The 16284-nt window shown below is 70.1% G+C and carries 18 protein-coding genes; 5 read left to right on the forward strand and 13 right to left on the reverse strand.

All coding sequences use genetic code 11. The annotated features are described in order from the left end of the window. Nucleotides 1-110: 110 nt before the first annotated feature. Complete coding sequence (locus ACT3T9_RS00620; RefSeq protein WP_441444764.1) at nt 111-458, reverse strand: hypothetical protein; 348 nt, start codon at nt 456-458, stop codon at nt 111-113. Nucleotides 459-518: 60 nt separating this feature from the next. Here ACT3T9_RS00620 and ACT3T9_RS00625 point away from each other — a divergent pair, with 60 nt between their 5' ends. Then, a complete protein-coding gene (locus ACT3T9_RS00625) occupies nt 519-1667 on the forward strand; it encodes a lysylphosphatidylglycerol synthase transmembrane domain-containing protein (RefSeq protein WP_444605753.1) in 1149 nt (382 codons plus the stop codon). Nucleotides 1668-1759: 92 nt separating this feature from the next. Here ACT3T9_RS00625 and ACT3T9_RS00630 read toward each other — a convergent pair whose 3' ends face one another. The 3 genes from ACT3T9_RS00630 to ACT3T9_RS00640 are packed head-to-tail and all read right to left on the reverse strand — an operon-like array spanning nt 1760 to nt 3514. Next, the gene (locus ACT3T9_RS00630) at nt 1760-2251 is read right to left on the reverse strand and encodes a hypothetical protein (RefSeq protein WP_441444766.1); all 492 of its coding nucleotides are present in this window, start codon (nt 2249-2251) and stop codon (nt 1760-1762) included. Then, nucleotides 2232-3299 (reverse strand): alpha/beta hydrolase, encoded by a 1068-nt coding sequence (locus ACT3T9_RS00635; protein ID WP_444605754.1) that lies wholly within the window; start codon nt 3297-3299, stop codon nt 2232-2234. Before ACT3T9_RS00635 ends, ACT3T9_RS00630 begins: the two co-directional genes overlap by 20 nt. Continuing rightward, nucleotides 3296-3514: a BldC family transcriptional regulator gene (locus ACT3T9_RS00640; protein ID WP_441444768.1), complete on the reverse strand. Its 219-nt coding sequence runs from the start codon at nt 3512-3514 to the stop codon at nt 3296-3298. Before ACT3T9_RS00640 ends, ACT3T9_RS00635 begins: the two co-directional genes overlap by 4 nt. A 314-nt stretch (nt 3515-3828) precedes the next feature. Between ACT3T9_RS00640 and ACT3T9_RS00645 the strand changes: the two genes are divergently transcribed. Beyond that, the gene (locus ACT3T9_RS00645; protein ID WP_441444769.1) at nt 3829-4029 is read left to right on the forward strand and encodes a DUF3073 domain-containing protein; all 201 of its coding nucleotides are present in this window, start codon (nt 3829-3831) and stop codon (nt 4027-4029) included. 141 nt (nt 4030-4170) lie between these two features. Here the strand turns inward: ACT3T9_RS00645 and purM are convergent, their stop codons facing one another. From purM to ACT3T9_RS00680, 7 genes are all read right to left on the reverse strand, one after another. Further along, nucleotides 4171-5319, reverse strand: coding sequence for a phosphoribosylformylglycinamidine cyclo-ligase (gene purM / locus ACT3T9_RS00650; protein ID WP_441446313.1), 1149 nt, complete (start codon nt 5317-5319; stop codon nt 4171-4173). After that, the gene (gene purF, locus ACT3T9_RS00655; protein ID WP_441446312.1) at nt 5316-6806 is read right to left on the reverse strand and encodes an amidophosphoribosyltransferase; all 1491 of its coding nucleotides are present in this window, start codon (nt 6804-6806) and stop codon (nt 5316-5318) included. Before purF ends, purM begins: the two co-directional genes overlap by 4 nt. A 53-nt stretch (nt 6807-6859) precedes the next feature. After that, complete coding sequence (locus ACT3T9_RS00660) at nt 6860-7306, reverse strand: hypothetical protein (protein ID WP_441446311.1); 447 nt, start codon at nt 7304-7306, stop codon at nt 6860-6862. Nucleotides 7307-7311: 5 nt separating this feature from the next. Continuing rightward, complete coding sequence (locus ACT3T9_RS00665) at nt 7312-8109, reverse strand: copper homeostasis protein CutC (protein ID WP_441446310.1); 798 nt, start codon at nt 8107-8109, stop codon at nt 7312-7314. Beyond that, nucleotides 8106-8510: a sterol carrier family protein gene (locus ACT3T9_RS00670; protein WP_441446309.1), complete on the reverse strand. Its 405-nt coding sequence runs from the start codon at nt 8508-8510 to the stop codon at nt 8106-8108. Before ACT3T9_RS00670 ends, ACT3T9_RS00665 begins: the two co-directional genes overlap by 4 nt. Before the next feature lies 1 nt (nt 8511). Beyond that, nucleotides 8512-9810: an adenylosuccinate synthase gene (locus ACT3T9_RS00675; RefSeq protein WP_444605755.1), complete on the reverse strand. Its 1299-nt coding sequence runs from the start codon at nt 9808-9810 to the stop codon at nt 8512-8514. Nucleotides 9811-9947: 137 nt separating this feature from the next. Further along, nucleotides 9948-10373, reverse strand: coding sequence for a DUF3151 domain-containing protein (locus ACT3T9_RS00680; RefSeq protein WP_299300168.1), 426 nt, complete (start codon nt 10371-10373; stop codon nt 9948-9950). Nucleotides 10374-10427: 54 nt separating this feature from the next. Between ACT3T9_RS00680 and ACT3T9_RS00685 the strand changes: the two genes are divergently transcribed. Together ACT3T9_RS00685 and dtd are read left to right on the forward strand one after the other, a co-directional pair. Continuing rightward, nucleotides 10428-12359: a phosphotransferase gene (locus ACT3T9_RS00685; RefSeq protein WP_441445810.1), complete on the forward strand. Its 1932-nt coding sequence runs from the start codon at nt 10428-10430 to the stop codon at nt 12357-12359. A gap of 97 nt (nt 12360-12456) precedes the next feature. Then, the gene (gene dtd / locus ACT3T9_RS00690; RefSeq protein WP_441445809.1) at nt 12457-12882 is read left to right on the forward strand and encodes a D-aminoacyl-tRNA deacylase; all 426 of its coding nucleotides are present in this window, start codon (nt 12457-12459) and stop codon (nt 12880-12882) included. A 16-nt stretch (nt 12883-12898) separates the two neighbouring features. Here the strand turns inward: dtd and ACT3T9_RS00695 are convergent, their stop codons facing one another. Then, nucleotides 12899-13582 carry an HAD hydrolase-like protein gene (locus ACT3T9_RS00695; protein WP_442332063.1) on the reverse strand — a complete coding sequence of 228 codons (684 nt, stop codon included), beginning with the start codon at nt 13580-13582 and terminating at the stop codon, nt 12899-12901. A gap of 93 nt (nt 13583-13675) precedes the next feature. Between ACT3T9_RS00695 and ACT3T9_RS00700 the strand changes: the two genes are divergently transcribed. Beyond that, a complete protein-coding gene (locus ACT3T9_RS00700; RefSeq protein ID WP_441445807.1) occupies nt 13676-14422 on the forward strand; it encodes a phosphoglyceromutase in 747 nt (248 codons plus the stop codon). Between the two features lie 155 nt (nt 14423-14577). Here ACT3T9_RS00700 and ACT3T9_RS00705 read toward each other — a convergent pair whose 3' ends face one another. Further along, on the reverse strand, nt 14578-16191 hold the full coding sequence (locus ACT3T9_RS00705) for a helicase HerA-like domain-containing protein (protein WP_442332313.1): 1614 nt from the start codon (nt 16189-16191) through the stop codon (nt 14578-14580). Nucleotides 16192-16284 lie beyond the last annotated feature (93 nt).

Below are 16284 nucleotides of genomic sequence, written 5' to 3' on the forward strand. Positions count from 1 at the left end.
GATAGGCACGGGGCCCGACAGCGTGTGTGCTGCCGGGCCCCGTTGTGGACTGATCGGTGAAGAGGGTGAGCGCGAGCACGCTCGAGCGGTGTCTTTCAGCCGGTCACGGCTCAGACGAAGACGGCGATGATCACATTCGCGACGATCGCGGCGGGAATGCCGAACCAGACCGCGGAGGGCGTCTCGGGGCCCTTCTTGTTCGCGATGTAGGCGAGCACCACGGCGACCACACCGATCAGCAGCTTGATCCCGAGCTTCATGTGATTCGGGTCGCCGGGGAGGGCGCCCGGGATCGAGACCAGAGCGGCGAGCAGGACGCCGATCACGACGGCACCCGCCGTGGCGTGGGCCATGCCCTTGTTCGGCTGGCGGGTACGGGCAGCTGCCACCCAGGTGCCGAGCGCCACGGCCCAGCAGATCAGGTGCAGCACGACAAGGAGGGAGAACAGGAAGGACATGACACCATGTTAGATCCTTCCCCTGAGAGGACTCTGCTCGCCGCGTGCGAGAATCACCGCATGTCAGCGGCTTCCCCAGGCTCCCCCGACTCTCCGGACCCCGGTCCTGCCACCGTGCCGCTCGGCGCGGACGATGCCGCGCGCGCTCGGCGAGGGCCCGACTGGCTCATCCAGGAGCTCTCCGAGTTCGACGCCGAACGCCCGCCCCGCCTCACCCCGGGGCGCCTCGTCGCAGGAATCCTCTCCGGGGCGCTGGTGATCGCGCTGCTCGGCTGGGCGCTCCCCTGGGCCACCGGCGCGAGCTGGGCCGAGATCGGCGGGACCCTCGCGTCCCTGCCGCTGTGGGCGCTGCCCGCCATGGTGATTCTCGGAGCCGGGGCGCTGGTGCTGGAATCGCTCACCGTGCGTGCCGCTCTGCCCGGGTCACGCTGGCGCCCCGCCCTGCTGGGGCACGCCGCCTCGTCGGCGACCACCCTGGCCATCCCGGGGGGCTCAGTGCTGGGGCTGGGCGTGCTGGGCTGGATCCTGCGTCGCTCCGGGCTCGCGCTGCCGCTCATCTTCACCGGCATCGTCGCCGCGTCACTGGTCGAGATGGTGATCACCTCGGTGCTGATCCCGCTGCTGGGACTTGGCGCCTATGCGCTGAGCTCGGTGCTGGCGCCGACGGGGATCGCGCTGCCCGGTGCGCTGTGGGCGGCGCTGGTCGCGGTTCTCGGCGCTGTGCTCGCCCTCGCGCTCACCTCAGTGCTGCTGCGCCGGCCGGTGCTGGCGAAGATCCTCGCCCAGTTCGGGCAGACGCTGCCCGAGCACCTCGCACGCGAGATCCTCATGCAGCGCGATGCCCTGGTGCAGATGCTCCGGCGCCGTCCGCTGCAGCTGCTGGCACCCACGATCGGCGCCCGGCTGCTGCAGTGGATCGCGCTGCTGGCGGCCTTCGAGGCGGTGGGGGCCACCGTGCCGCTGGCGTTGACGGTGGCGATCTTCGCGCTCGGGAGGGTGCTCTCCCTGGTACCCCTGACCCCGGGCGGTGCCGGCGTGTCCGAGGCGGTCGGAGCCGCTGCGCTGGTGGCCCTGGGGGTGGGTGCCGCCGAGTCCGCGGCGGCGATGCTCCTGCTGCTGGTGACCATGCTGATCATCCCGCTGTTGGGAGGGGCGCTCGCTGCCGTGGTGGCACTGAGCTTCGCGCCCGATCGACGACCGGCGCGCTGAGGCGGCAGTACTCGACCAGCAGCACTGAGCCAGCAGCGCCGGGCAAGTCGGCAGGGCCCGCACCCGGGTCCGATCACGTGCGGGGACGGGACTCAGCCCATCTCGTCGTCGTCGGGTTCGTCGTAGTCGGGGGTGTCGATCCCGAGGGTGTGGGACGGATGGGCGAGGAGGCCCTCGCCAGCGCTCGGCAGCAGGGGGAAGCCGCCGATGCTGGCACCGTGCTCGGTGCCGACGAAGGCAGCGACATCCTGCACATGTCGATGCGCCTCATCGCCCCTGCCCAGGAATCCAGCGCCGGAGTATCCTCCCAGCCGGCGCCCGCTGCTGCGTTCGGCGGCCACCGCGGCGCCGTCCAGCTGCTTGGCGCTGGCCCGCATCCCGCTCGCGATCCTTCCCAGCTCCGGATACTGGTCCAGGGTCCAGCGCTCGTGGAGCTTCTCGCCGATCTCCCGGGTCTCGGGGACCACGGAGAGGGTGACGTCCACCAGGGAGTTGGCCAGTCGCAGCCGCAGGATGGTGAGGCGGTCTGCGGCACGGCGCAGGGCAGCTGCGTGCCCTCGCAGCTCACACGGGTCCGCGGTCATCGGTCAGCTCCTTCCCGGGACGTGCTGGCACCGAGGTGCCGAGGTCGGAGGCACCGTCGAGTGCACTCATGGTAGGGGCTCCAGCGCTGAGCGCATCCAGCCATTCGTCCAGGATCGTGGTGGCCCTGGACCGGGCATCCGCGTCGGAGAGGAAGACGTCGTGGCGGGCTCCGTCGATCGCCTCGATCCGCACCTCGGGGCCGAGGCGGGCGGCGGCGCGGGCGAGGGTGCGGACGTCCAGCACCGAATCGGCACGTCGCATCTCTTCGACGAACCGCGCACCGATCCGGCTGCGCGCGGAGTGCATCACCAGCACCGGGATGGACAGCGGGCCGGCAGCGGCGAGGCGGCTCTGGCCCTCGATGATCGCGCCGAGGGTGTTTGCGGGCAGGCGGTGCCCGCCGGGTGGTTTGAGCACCAGGTCGTAGTCATGGGCCCCGCCGAAGTCGCGGTGAGTGGCCCGGGCGTAGTTCTGGCTCCCGGAGGGGAAGAGGGGACGGCGCCGGAGTCGTTCCGCGAGCAGTCTCACCGGTGCCTCCGCGAGGGATCGGGCCACCGGCCCCAGATGCATCTCGAGCCATGGGGAGTTCAGCGCGAGGCCCGCGACCGTGCCGGGATGGCGCTGCGCCCAGAGCGCCGCGATGAGCCCGCCGGTGGAGTGGGCCAGCAGCACCGGCGGCCGGTCGCGGCCGATGATCCGCAGCGCGGCCCCGATCTCCTGGTCATAGCGGTTGAGGTGATCGACCTCGGTCGCGGTCTGGCCGGGCAGCAGGCTGCGTCCGTGCTTGCGCAGGTCCAAGCCCCAGACTTCATGCCCGTGGCGTCCCAGGTGCTCCATCAGATCACGGTCGAACACATAGTCGGACCATCCGTGCATCAGCAGGATCGGCGGCTTCTTCGCCGCGCCCGTTGCCTCTGCACCGACCGGCTGCGGGGTGTCCGTCGCCTCGCGATGGATCAGCGTGGCGATCAGGGGTCCTTCGTCATCCGCTCCGAGGTCGATCGGGTGCGCTGTGTACCCCTCCCCCAGGATCGGGTCTCTGCTCACTCGTCCTTGGTGCTGTCCTGGAGCAGGTCGACGACCTCATCGCGGCGGTAGCGGCGATGGCCGCCGAGGGTGCGCATGTAGGTGAGCTTTCCTGCCTGGGCCCAGCGGGTGACCGTCTTGGGGTCGACGTGGAACATCTTGGCGACCTCGGCGGGGGTCAGTAGTTCCGCGGTGTCCTCATTGCCCGCGGGGTGTTGCTCCGTGGATGCATTCATGGGGCGTGCGACCTTTCACTGCGGGCATCGGGGAGCGGGCAGCGCCCTGATAGACAGGTGATGTGCGCTCCGGTCTCCAGACTACTGGGTAATGTCTGAAGTCGAGCAAACTTATGACCAGTGTCGTGCCAATATCCAGAGTTCGGCCGTGCCCTCTGGGTCACATCCTGATTCCCCGAAGGGATGTCCGGCACGTCTCACTCCTCGGGGTTCGCCGGACGACAGGGCGACCATGTACCCTGGGCCCACGAAACTAATGCCATCTTCCGGGTCGACAAGAGCACCCGGCAGCCGATGCACAGGGGGTCAGATCCATGGGTCGCGGCCGACAGAAAGCCAAGCACACCAAGGTGGCACGGGACCTCAAGTACTACAGCCCGCCGACGGACCTCACGGCACTGCAGCGCGAGCTGCAGTCTCAGAGAGGCGAGACAGCCTCCGCCAATGGAGACAGTCGGGCCGAGGACAGCGACGACCGGGCCGACGAAGACGCTCCGTCCGTCTATCGCCGTTGAGGACGCCCGGCACCAGCCGGGAAGCACCGTGACACAGCAGGAGGGCCGACCCATTGGGTCGGCCCTCCTGCTGTGTCACGGCCCCTGTGTCACGAAGTCACGGCCCCTGTGTCACGAACCAGTGCCGTGACCAGCGGAGTCTCAGGACCAGCCGGGGTACTGCCCCGCAAGGAGAACCGAGCCGCCGTCGACGCCCTTCGCGCCGGCGACCACATGCTCGAGTGCAGCGCCCGGCTCGGGCAGCGCGTCCTCGCCGACGACCTCGCCGATCACGCGCGCCCCGAGACCCTGCTCGGCGAGCACCGCCAACGTGGCGTCGGCCTTCGTGGGATCGACCAGCGCCACCATCCCGACGCCCATGTTCAGGGTCCCTTCGAGATCCAGCTGAGGCACCGAGCCCCACTGCGCCACGCGGGAGAACACGGCGCCGGGCTGCCAGCGTGCACGGTCCACGCGTGCGGCGAGCCCGCGGGGCATCACGCGGGCGAGGTTCGCGGCGAGGCCGCCGCCGGTGACATGGCTCAGCGCGTGGATCGCACCGGTGGTGCGTGCATCCCGCAGCACGGCGAGCAGATCCGCGGTGTAGATGCGGGTGGGCTCGAGGAGCTCCTCGCCGAGCGTGCGACTGAAATCGTCGACATGCGCCTCCAGCGAGACGCCTGCGGCCGCGATCACGGCGCGCACCAGGGAGTATCCATTGGAGTGGAGACCGGAGGCGTCCATCCCGATCACCACGTCGCCGGCCCGGACGCGGTCCGGTCCGAGCAGCTCATCAGCTTCGACGACGCCGACGGCGGCACCGGCCACGTCATAGTCCTCGGCGGCCATCAGCCCGGGGTGCTCAGCGGTCTCTCCACCCACCAGGGCGCAGCCGGCGATCTGGCAGCCCTCGGCGATGCCGCGCACGATGTCGGCGATCCGCTCGGGCACCACCTTGCCGCACGCGATGTAGTCGGTCATGGCCAGCGGCGCTGCACCGACCACGATGATGTCGTCCACGACCATGCCCACCAGGTCACGTCCGATGGTGTCGTGGATGTCGAGTTCGCGGGCGATCGCGATCTTGGTGCCCACTCCGTCGGTCGAGGAGGCCAGCAGCGGGCGCCGGTACTCCTTGAGCGCGCTGACGTCGACGAGGCCGGCGAAGGCGCCGATCCCGCCGAGCACCTGCGGCCCGTGGGTCGCGGCCACGGCCTCCTTCATCAGCTCGACGGCGCGGTCTCCAGCGGCGGTGTCCACCCCCGATCCGGCGTAGGTGATCGAAGCGGGCCTGGGGTCCGTGGTGTTCATGCGTCCTTCCCGACGACGGCGGGCTCGGGCTCACGAGCCTGGGTGATGCCCTGCGCCCGGGCGACGGGCTCCGGCAGGGCGACCGGGTACTTCCCGGAGAAGCAGGCGGTGCACAGCGCCTCTTCCGGCTGTGCGGTGGCGGTGATCATCCCCTCTTCGGAGATGTAGCCGAGCGAGTCCGCACCGAGGGACCGGGCGATCTCCTCGATGCCCAGACCGTTGGCGATCAGCTCTGCCCGGGAGGCGAAGTCGATGCCGTAGAAGCAGGGCCAGCGCACCGGCGGGGAGGAGATCCTCACGTGCACCTCGGCTGCTCCGGCTTCGCGCAGCATCCTCACCACGGCGCGCTGGGTGTTGCCGCGCACGATCGAGTCGTCGATGACGACCAGTCGCTTGCCGGCGATCACCTCTCGCAGCGGGTTGAGCTTGAGTCGGATCCCGAGCTGGCGGATGGTCTGGCTGGGCTGGATGAAGGTGCGTCCCACATAGGCGTTCTTCACCATCCCCTGGCCGTAGGGGATACCGGACTCCTGCGCGTAGCCGATCGCGGCCGGGGTCCCGGATTCCGGGGTCGGGATCACCAGATCCGCCTCGACGGGATGTTCGCGGGCCAGCTGGCGGCCCATCTCGGCACGGGCCTCGTTCACGCTGCGGCCGGCGATGCGGGTGTCGGGGCGGGCGAGGTAGACGTACTCGAAGACGCAGCCCTTGGGCTCGGGCTTCATGACCTGCTCGCTGCGCAGGCCCTGCTCGTCGATGACGATCATCTCGCCGGGGGCGATCTCCCGCACGAAGCTCGCACCGCAGATGTCCAGGGCGGCGGTCTCGGAGGCGACCACCCAGCCGCGCTCGAGCCGGCCCAGCACCAGCGGGCGGATCCCCTGCGGGTCACGCGCCGCATACAGGGTGGTCTCGTCCATCAGGGTGAAGCAGTAGGCGCCGCGCAGGTGCGGCATCAGCTCGCGCAGCGCGTCCTCGAGCGGGCCTTCGCTGTTCAGCAGTGCGGTGACCAGGGCGGTGTCGGTCGTGTTGCCGCGTCCCAGCTCACCGGTGCGCGGCGTGCCATGGCGCTCCGCGATCAGCTCGAGCAGCTCCTCGGTGTTCACCAGGTTGCCGTTGTGGGCCATCGCCACGGTGCCGTCGGGGCGGGGGCCCAGTGCCGGCTGGGCGTTGGACCAGTTGGAGGCACCGGTGGTCGAGTACCGGGTGTGCCCGAGCGCGATGTGTCCCTGGAGCGCTCCGAGGGAGGCCTCGTCGAAGACCTGGGAGACCAGCCCCATGTCCTTGTAGACCATGATCTGGGAGCCGTCGCTGGTGGCGATGCCGGCAGATTCCTGCCCGCGGTGCTGCAGCGCATAGAGACCGTAATAGGTCAGTTTCGAGACGTCCTCGCCGGGCGCGAAGACACCGAAGACGCCACAGGCGTCTTGCGGGCCCTTCTCACCGGGGAGCAGGTCATGGGAGAGTTTTCCGTCGCCGCGTGCCACCGGTCCATAGTGCCACAGCGCGAGGTCCCGCCGACATGCCGTCCAGCATGGGATCAGCGCTCGGGCGAGCTCTTCCGACGGTGGCGAACCGAGTCGATGACGGCCGCGATCGTGGCCAGCGGGAGACCGACGATGACTGCGGCGAGCAGCACGAAGTTGAGCACTCCGCCGAGGTCTGCGAAGTCGAAGAACGGGGCGCTGATCAGCGCGGCCACAGCAGGCAGCGCGATCGCGACGGCGGCCCAGAAGCCCAGGGTCGGGGTGCGACTGCGACGCACGTAGATGCTGGTCTCGTCCGGCTCCGCGGTCGCCGTCGCCGGATCGTCGGCCTCTGGGGCGTCCTCTCGGGTGGCCTCCTGCGGGGTGGCGACCTGGTGACCGTCAGGGGTGTCGCTCTCATCACGGCCAGCGGGCTCGGCGCGCTCAGGGCGCTCAGAGCGTTCAGGGCGTTCAGGGCGTTCAGGGCGTTCAGGGCGTTCAGGGTGTTCGGGTGCATTCACAGTGTTCACAGTCCTCCAGCAGCGTCGACCGCCGCGGCGACGATCGCCGGGTCGGTGCGGGTCTCGGGGGCGTCGGCCTCGACCGGTGCGCCGGCGCGACGGCGAGCGGACAGGTGCACGTCGGGCACGCCGCTGCGGCGCGCGAGATCGACGAGGTCCGCGGGACGCACTCCGCCACCGGCGCAGATGTCGAGCAGCCCCTCGGCGGCGTCGACCATGGCGCCCAGATCCTCGGCTCCGTCCAGGGCACGGTCCGCGCCGCCCGAGCTGAGCACGCGGTGGAAGCCGAGGCCCAGCAGGGTCCGCACGGCGTGCTCGCGCTCGGCACGACCGGGCAGTGCGTCGACGGCGCGGTGGGCGGTGAGGGTGATGCCTCGCAGTGCGCCGCTGCCGGCGGTCAGAGCCCCGTCCCGGATGACCTCGATCGCGGGGACGTCCAGCTCCCCCGACTCGGTGAGGGCCCCGATCACCACCCCGGCAGCGCCGGCGGTCACGGCGTCACGAGCTTGGCGGGCCATCAGCTCGACCTCGTCCTCGGAGTACAGGAACTCCTCGGGATGGTCCAGGAAGTCGCCGCGCTCCGCCCGGGCGCGGATCAGCACGTGCACATCGAAGTGCGGCTTCGCATCTCGGGCTGCCACCAGCGCGGCGGCCCGGCGCGTGCATTCCTCGACCAGTTCGGGCGGTGGGGTGATCCCACCGCGCTCGAGCTCGATGCACAGCTCCACCCGGTCCGCGCCCGCCTTGGCGGCGACATCGAGGCCCACGAGGTCCTCGACCGCGATCTCTACGGCGATGCTCATCGCTTCTCCTGTTCACGGGCGGCGCGCACGACGCGGCGCGGACCGGGCAGCGGCAGCAGCTCTGCGAGGTCACTGCGTTCGCCACTGGCATGCACACGACCACCGGCGACAGCCTCTGCCCAGGCGAGGTCACCGCTGACCAGCGCGAGCCAGGTGGCGGCGTCGGTCTCGACGACGGCGGGCGGGGTGCCTCGGGTGTGGCGGGTGCCGGCGATGGCCTGCACCGCCGCATAGGGTGGGACCCGAAGTTCGACGGCGCCGCCGGGGAACTCCTCGGCGAACATCTCCAGGGTGTGGCGCACCGCGGGGGCCAGGACGGGGCGTCCGGCATCCGCTGGCGCGGTCGCCCAGGTCGCGAGCGCGCTGCGCCCTGCCTCAGGATCGGTACGACGGCTCACCACGTCAGCCGGCCACCTCCGGCAGCAGGTCGTGGACAGCGATGGTCGCGGCGCGGTCCGGGCCCACGCCGATGGCGCTGATCCGGCAGCCCGCGAGCTCCTCGAGACGGAGCACATAGGCGCGGGCGTTCTCCGGCAGCTCCTCGAAGGTGCGGGCCTCGGAGAGATCCTCGGTCCAGCCCGGGAGCGTCTCGTAGATCGGCGTGGCGTGATGGAACTCGGTCTGCGTCATCGGCATATCACGGTGGATCACGCCGTCGATGTCATAGCCCGTGCAGATCGGCACCTCATCGATGCCGGTGAGCACGTCGAGCTTGGTCAGCACGATGTCGGTGAAGCCGTTGATGCGCACCGCGTGGCGGATCATCAGCGCGTCGTACCAGCCGCAGCGACGGGGGCGGCCGGTGTTCACGCCGACCTCTCCCCCGGTGGTCTGCAGGTACTCGCCCCACTTGTCGAACAGCTCGGTCGGGAACGGCCCGGCGCCCACACGGGTGGTGTACGCCTTGACGATCCCGATCACCCGGTCGATGCGGGTGGGACCGATGCCGGTGCCTGTGCAGGCACCGCCCGCGGTCGGGTTGGAGCTGGTGACGAACGGATAGGTGCCGTGGTCGACGTCCAGGTAGGTGGCCTGGCCGCCCTCCATGAGGACCACCTCGCCCCGGTCCAGCGCGTCGTTCAGCACCAACGTGGCGTCGACCACCATCGGGCGCAGGCGCTCGGCATAGGACAGGAGGTTCTCGACGATCTCGTCGACCTCGACCGCCCGCCGGTTGTACAGCTTGACCAGCAGCTCGTTCTTCTGGCGCAGTGCGCCCTCGATCTTCTGCCGCAGGATCGACTCGTCGTAGAGGTCCTGGACACGGATGCCGAGACGGCCGATCTTGTCCATGTACGCAGGACCGATGCCCCGCCCGGTGGTGCCGATGGCGCGCTTGCCCAGGAAGCGCTCGGTGACCTTGTCGAGCGTCTGGTGATAGGGCGCAACGATGTGGGCGTTGGCGCTGATCCGCAGCCGCGAAGCGTCCACGCCGCGCGACTCGAGCATCCCGATCTCCTCGAACAGAGCCTCGAGATTTACCACCACACCATTGCCGATCACGGGCGTGACCTGCGGCGAGAGGATGCCGGCGGGGAGCAGCTTCAGCTCGAACTTCTCGCCGTCCACCACCACGGTGTGCCCGGCGTTGTTGCCTCCGTTGGGCTTGACGACGTAGTCGACCCGCTCACCGAGGAGATCGGTGGCTTTGCCCTTCCCCTCGTCACCCCACTGGGCTCCGACGATCACGACGGCGGGCATGGCGACTCCTGGAGGACGAGGACGGACTGACGGGGGCCTGCGGCGCAGGGAGCGCACAGGACCGCGAGGATCCTACCAAGCAGATCCGGACGGCCCCTGCTGACTGCCGCGTTCTCTGCCGCGCAGGCTCGGGGACATCAGCCCAGCAGCGTCGGATCGGCTTCGCGCAGGAAGGCGGTCACCCGATCCGCCTCGGCCTCGTCGCCGAGCCGACGGGAGGTCTCCCCCAGCATCGCCAGGGCACGCAGGAAGCCGCGGTTGGGCGCGTGCGAGGCCGGGATCGGGCCCTGGCCGCGCCAGCCGGACTTGCGCAGCGCATCCAGACCCCGGTGGTAACCGGTGCGGGCGTAGGCGTAGGCGGCCACGTCATCACCGTCGGAGAGCGCATCCTCGGCCAGGGTCGCCCAGGCGAGCGGCGACTCGAGATGCCGGGCGGCGATGTCCCGGGGCTCACCTTCGACGAGCTCTTCGGCCACCTGCACATCGACGAAGTCGTCGGGCAGTCGGGTCTCGGGAATGCCCAGAAGGTTCCCGCTGGTGAGGTTATCGGTACGATCAGCCATGAAAGCATCGTAGGCGCTGTCGCCTGATGACCTCATGACAAGAATGAATCGCCCATGTCACACACGCAGGACGGCTCCGAGCTCCTCACCGGGCCCGGCGCGGGAGGACTCCTCCGCTCGGCCGTCGGCAACTCCGGCGGAGTGCTGCACAGCTGGCAGCTCGACCACGTCGACCACCGCCCCGGACGCAGCACCAAGGCGCTGTACCGGACGATGGTCTCCTGGCCTGAGCTCGACGGACCGCAGGCTCCTGCACGTGAGGAGTTGTTCGGGGCGAGCGCGCATATCGGCGAGCGCGAGAAGAACCTCTACGTCGCCGAGCAGACCCTGGTGATGACCGACGGGGACATCAACGTTCGCGTATGGCGCTATCCGCACGATCCCTGGCTGCCGATGCTGCCGCAGGTCTGCTACCCCGACATCGTCGGCCGCACCCTGCGCGATCTCGGCGCGCCGATCGGCAGCGACCCGTCGGTGCCGATCGCGATCGACGTGGTGTCCTATCGCCCCGGGCGTCGCGCCGTGCTGCGCGCCTCGCAGGGCGAACGCGCCGTCTTCCTCAAGGTCATGCAGCCGCATCGCAGCGGAGAGATCGTGGACCGCCATCACCGTCTGCTGGCCGCAGGAGTGCCGGTTCCCGAGGTGATCGCCCACCACAACGGGCTCGTGGTCCTCGCCGAGCTCCCCGGCCGTCCGCTGGCCCGTGCGGTGATCGACGAAGGCGTCAGCGCCTGCCGGGCCGAGGACCTCGTGGCCCTCGTCGATCGGCTCCCCGCCTCGATGTACTCCCTCCCGCTGCGCCCGCCGTGGACCGACTCCGTGGAGTTCTACGCCGGGATCGTCAGCTCCGCCGTCCCCGCCCTCGGCCCCCGCTTGGATGCGCTGGTACGAGCGATCCGCGAGGGTCTGACAGCACTCGAGCAGCGCATGGACATGCGCCCGCACGATGTGGTGCACGGCGACTTCTACGAAGCTCAGGTATTCGTCGAGAACGGCAAGGTGGTGGGCCTGCTCGACATCGACACCGTGGGTCCGGGCCGTCGGGCCGACGATCTCGCCTGCCTGCTCGCCCATCTCAGCGTCCTGGCGGACTACGGCAACGCCGGGCGCATCGACCGCGCCATGCAGGAGCGGGTCGAGGAGGCCATCCGCACCTGGCATGAGGTGTTCGCTGAGCGGGTGGATCCGACCGAGGTCGCACTGCGTTCCGCGGGCGTGGTGCTGTCCCTGGCCACCGGCCCGCACCGGCAGCAGGAGGCCGCCTGGGAGGCCGCCACCGAAGCGATCGTGCGCGTCGCCGAGGAGTGGGTCACCGAGGCCCGCCGGGCAGAGCAGCGTCGCAGGGACGCCGCTACCGCTGCGGGAGGACCGGTCGTACAGGGCCCCGGGTCCCCTTCCCAGCCCCAGCAGCCGGTCCCGCCCACCCATGGGCCGACGGGAGTGCGTCAGGCTCCCGCCCCGGACCCCGCCCCGACCGGGCAGCAGCCGGCGCCTCAGCAGGCCCAGCAGCAGTCGCAGCAGCAGGCCCAGGCGCAGGTCCCATCGCGCCCATCCGTCGCTCCGCAGCAGGGCATGTCCGCCTCCGCACAGCAGTCGGCGCCCCCGCAGACCATGCCCACACATTCGGCACCTCAGCAGTCAGCACCGCCGCAGTCCGGGTCGTCGCAGTTCGCGCCTCCACGGTCTGCGCCATCGCACGCCGGGCCGCAGCAACCCGCGTCGCAGCAGCCGGCATCTCAGCAGCCAGCGCCACGTCATGGCGTGCCGCAGAACCCTTCGTCACCGTGGCAGCAGTCTGCCCCGCCGCAGTTCTCCGCCCCGCTCGAGCACACCGGCCCTCCTCCCCCTCGCTCCGCACCCCCGCCCAGGAACCTTCCGGCGACCCAGCCGCTGCCCCCGCTGGACCCCTCCCGCGGTCAGCAGCACGACGGGGATGACGACTCCCCCACCCAGGAGCGCAGGATCGACTCGATCCTTCCCGGCTGACCAGATCCTTCCCGGCTGGCCAGACTTGATCCGTCCGGCTGACCACAGGATCTGGCGCCAGCCTCCGCAACGCGTTCCCCTGTGCGACCATCGGGGCATGCGTGCAGTGCTCCAGAGAGTCGACGGTGCCGAGGTCGAGGTCGAGGGTGAGGTGGTCGGCTCGATCGAGGGCGAAGGCCTCCTCGTGCTGGTCGGGGTCACCCACGAGGACGGGCCCGAGCAGGTGGCCACGATCGCCCGGAAGATCTGCGAGCTGCGCATCCTGGAGGGCGAGCGCTCGGTGCTCGATGCCGGGGCGCAGGTGCTGGTGGTCTCCCAGTTCACGCTCTACGCCGATGTGCGCAAGGGGCGCAGGCCCTCCTGGAGCGGCGCGGCCCCGGGGCCCGTCGCCGAACCGCTCGTCGCACAGGTGGTCGAGGCGATCCGCGAGCGCGGCGTCACCGTCGCGACCGGCCGCTTCGGCGCGATGATGCGCGTGGGCCTCACCAACGACGGCCCCTTCACGATCCTGCTCGAGGCCTGAGCGCCCGCACGAGGGCTCAGCCCATCAGGAGTGCAGACAGCTCGGCGACGGTCGCGACCCGTGGGACGTCGGCCGCCTGCTCGACGGGCCCTCCGTATCCCCAGCCGACCAGCAGCGCGGGCACGCCGTGCTCCGAGGCGCCCTCGGCGTCGTGGATCCGGTCACCGATCATCACGGTCCGCGCCCTGCCCGCCGCCCCGGCCGCGAGACCCAGGCGCTCGAGCACGCTGCCGATCACCGCCGCCTTGTCGCTCCTGCCCGAGGCGCGGTCGGTGCCGCCGATCAGAGCGAAGCGGTCCCCGAGGCCCTGGTGCTCGAGCAAGCGCCGCGCCGTGGTCTCCGGCTTGTTGGTGGCGACCGCGACGGTGCGCCCGGACGCCGCAAGTCCGTCCAGCAGCTCCGGGATCCCCGGATAGGGCAACGCGTCCAGCAGGCCGTGGGACTGGTAGTGCTCGGTATACGAGAGGCGGAGCTGCTCCGCGCGCTCGGCGCTCATCCCGAGCACGCCGCGGAAGGAGGTCGTCAACGGCGGACCGATGAAGGTGCGCAGCACGGCGGGCTCGGGGAGCGGCTCGTCGCAGGCCGCGAAGGCGTGCCCGAGCGCCGCGAAGATGCCGGGTCCGGAGTCCACGATCGTGCCGTCGAGATCGAGCAGGACGACGGGGACGTCGGCGAGGGCGCCGGGAGCAGTGCTGAGCATGGGATCGAGCGTAGCGTCCGCCCCGCGCCCGGCGAGGCGGGCAACCGATGGGCAGGAACTGCGCCCGCTCCCCCGCGCCGTTAGGCTGTGACCATGACCTACACACTCGTGCTGCTCCGCCACGGCGAGAGCGACTGGAATGCGAAGAACCTGTTCACCGGCTGGGTGGACGTAGCCCTCACCGAGAAGGGTGAGGCTGAGGCCGCCAACGGCGGCGTGCTGCTGAAGGAGGCCGGCATCCTCCCCGATGTCGTGCACACCTCGCTGCAGCGCCGGGCGATCATGACCGCGAACCTCTCCCTCGACGCCGCCGACCGCCACTGGATCCCCGTCAAGCGCGACTGGCGCCTGAACGAGCGTCACTACGGTGCGCTCCAGGGCATGAACAAGTCCGAGATCCGTGAGAAGTACGGCGAGGAGAAGTTCATGGCCTGGCGTCGTTCCTACGACACGCCGCCGCCCGAGATCGAGTTCGGCACCGAGTTCAGCCAGGACCAGGACCCGCAGTACGCGGGTCTCGGTGATCAGCTGCCCAAGTCCGAGTGCCTCAAGGATGTCGTCGAGCGCTTCCTGCCGTACTGGGAGGAGGGCATCAAGCCTGACCTCGTCGACGGCAAGACCGTGCTGATCGCCGCCCACGGCAACTCGCTGCGCGCACTGGTGAAGTACCTCGACGGCATCTCCGACGAAGAGATCTCCGGCCTGAACATCCCCACCGGCCAGCCGCTGGTGTACGAGCTGGACGAGGACTTCCAGCCCGTCGAGAAGGGCGGCCGCTACCTTGACCCGGTCGCTGCGAAGGCCGCGGCGGAGGCCGTCGCCAACCAGGGCAAGAAGTGATCTGAACTCCGTCTGATCCCGGTCCTCACAGGACCTGATGCACCGAGAGCCCCCGGCAGATGCCAGGGGCTCTCGTCATCTCCGGGCCTGCTGCGATGGGCCGGTGCTGCGAGGGACCGGTGCTGCGACAAGCGAGCCTCGGCTGGCCCGACTGCTCAGCGGCGGCGCTTCGTACCGAACAGGCTGCGGGTGATCTCTCGGCCCAGCACGGTGCCGGCGGAGCGGAGAAATGACTTCACCGCCGGCTTCTCGAAGAACCCGCCTTCGTCCTTCTTGTTCTGCGCCTTCGGCTGTGACGAGGTCGAACCCGTGGATCCCTTCACCCCCTGCTCAGCGCCGTCATCGGCCCCCTCCTCGAGGGCCTTCGCGTCCTTCTCGGCGCGTGCGGTGAGGATCTCGTACGCGGACTCCCGATCCACCGGGGTCCCGTACTCCGCAGCGAGCGGTGAGGCCTTCACTGCAGCGGAGATGACCTCCGCACCGGCCGGTTCCATCGAGGATTCCGGCGCGCGCACTGCGGTGATCGCGACGGGAGTGGGGGCGCCGTCTTCGCTCATCACGGTCACGATCGCCTCGCCGGTGCCGAGTGCTGGGATCACCTCGACCAGGTCGTGGTCGGAGGTGGGGAAGGTGCTGGCGGTGGCCTTGAGCGCCTTGGCATCGTCGGGCGTGAAGGCGCGCAGCGCATGCTGGACCCGGTTGCCGAGCTGGGCGAGCACATCTCCCGGGACGTCCTTCGGGGTCTGGGTGATGAAGAAGACGCCCACGCCCTTGGAACGGATCAGTCGCACGGTCTGGACGACCTGATCGAGGAACGCCTTGGAGGCGTCCTTGAACAGCAGGTGCGCCTCGTCGAAGAAGAACACGAGCTTGGGCACCTCGAGGTCGCCCACCTCAGGCAGGTCCTGGTACAGCTCGGCGAGCATCCACATCATGAAGGTGGAGAACAGGGCGGGTCGGGTGGCGACGCCCGGCAGCTCGAGGCAGGAGATGATCCCCGTGCCATCCTCGGCCTTGCGCAGCAGCTTCTCCGTGTCGAAGGCGGGTTCGCCGAAGAAGACATCCGCCCCGGAGGCCTCGAAGGCGGTCAAACTGCGCAGGATCACGCCGGCGGTCGCGGTGGAGATCCCTCCGATGCCCTTGAGCTCACCCTTGCCCTCGTCAGAGGTGAGGAACTGGATCAGGGCGCGCAGATCCTTGAGGTCCAGCAGTCCCAGTCCCTGGCTGTCCGCGTAGTGGAAGATCAGGCCCAGCGAGCTCTCCTGGGTCTCGTTCAGCTCGAGCACCTTGGACATCAGTACCGGCCCGAAGGTGCTCACGGTGGTGCGGATCGGCACTCCCTCGCCCTGGCCGCCGAGGCTGAAGAACTCGGTCGGGGCGGCGCGGGAGATCCACTCCTGGCCGCGTGCAGCGGCGCGTGCGGACAGCTTCTCGGACGCCTCCCCCGGCACGGCGATGCCGGAGAGGTCACCCTTCATATCTGCCACGAACACGGAGGCTCCGGCGTGCGCGGCCTGCTCGGCGATCACCTGCAGGGTGCGCGTCTTGCCGGTGCCGGTGGCGCCGGCGATCAGTCCGTGACGGTTCAGCATCCCCACCGACAGGTTCACGGCCACAGCGGGGCTCGGGGTCTCCCCCTCGATCATCGCGCCGAGGTGGATCCGACCGCCTTCGAAGGCGTAGGCGTCACGGATCGCGACGGCCGACGGGCTGAGCTCCGCAGCGGTGCCGCCAGAGGTCTCAGGGGTCTCAGGGGTCTGGGTGCTCATGCTCTGGCTCCTCCTGCGTCGGCGCAGGCCGACGGGTGCGTGGTCTCGACCCTGGAATCGTAGCGGCCCAGCTCACATCCGGTGGGCAGTGAG

Origin of the sequence: Brachybacterium sp. AOP29-B2-41 (assembly GCF_052378395.1) — a bacterium.
GTDB lineage: Bacteria > Actinomycetota > Actinomycetes > Actinomycetales > Dermabacteraceae > Brachybacterium.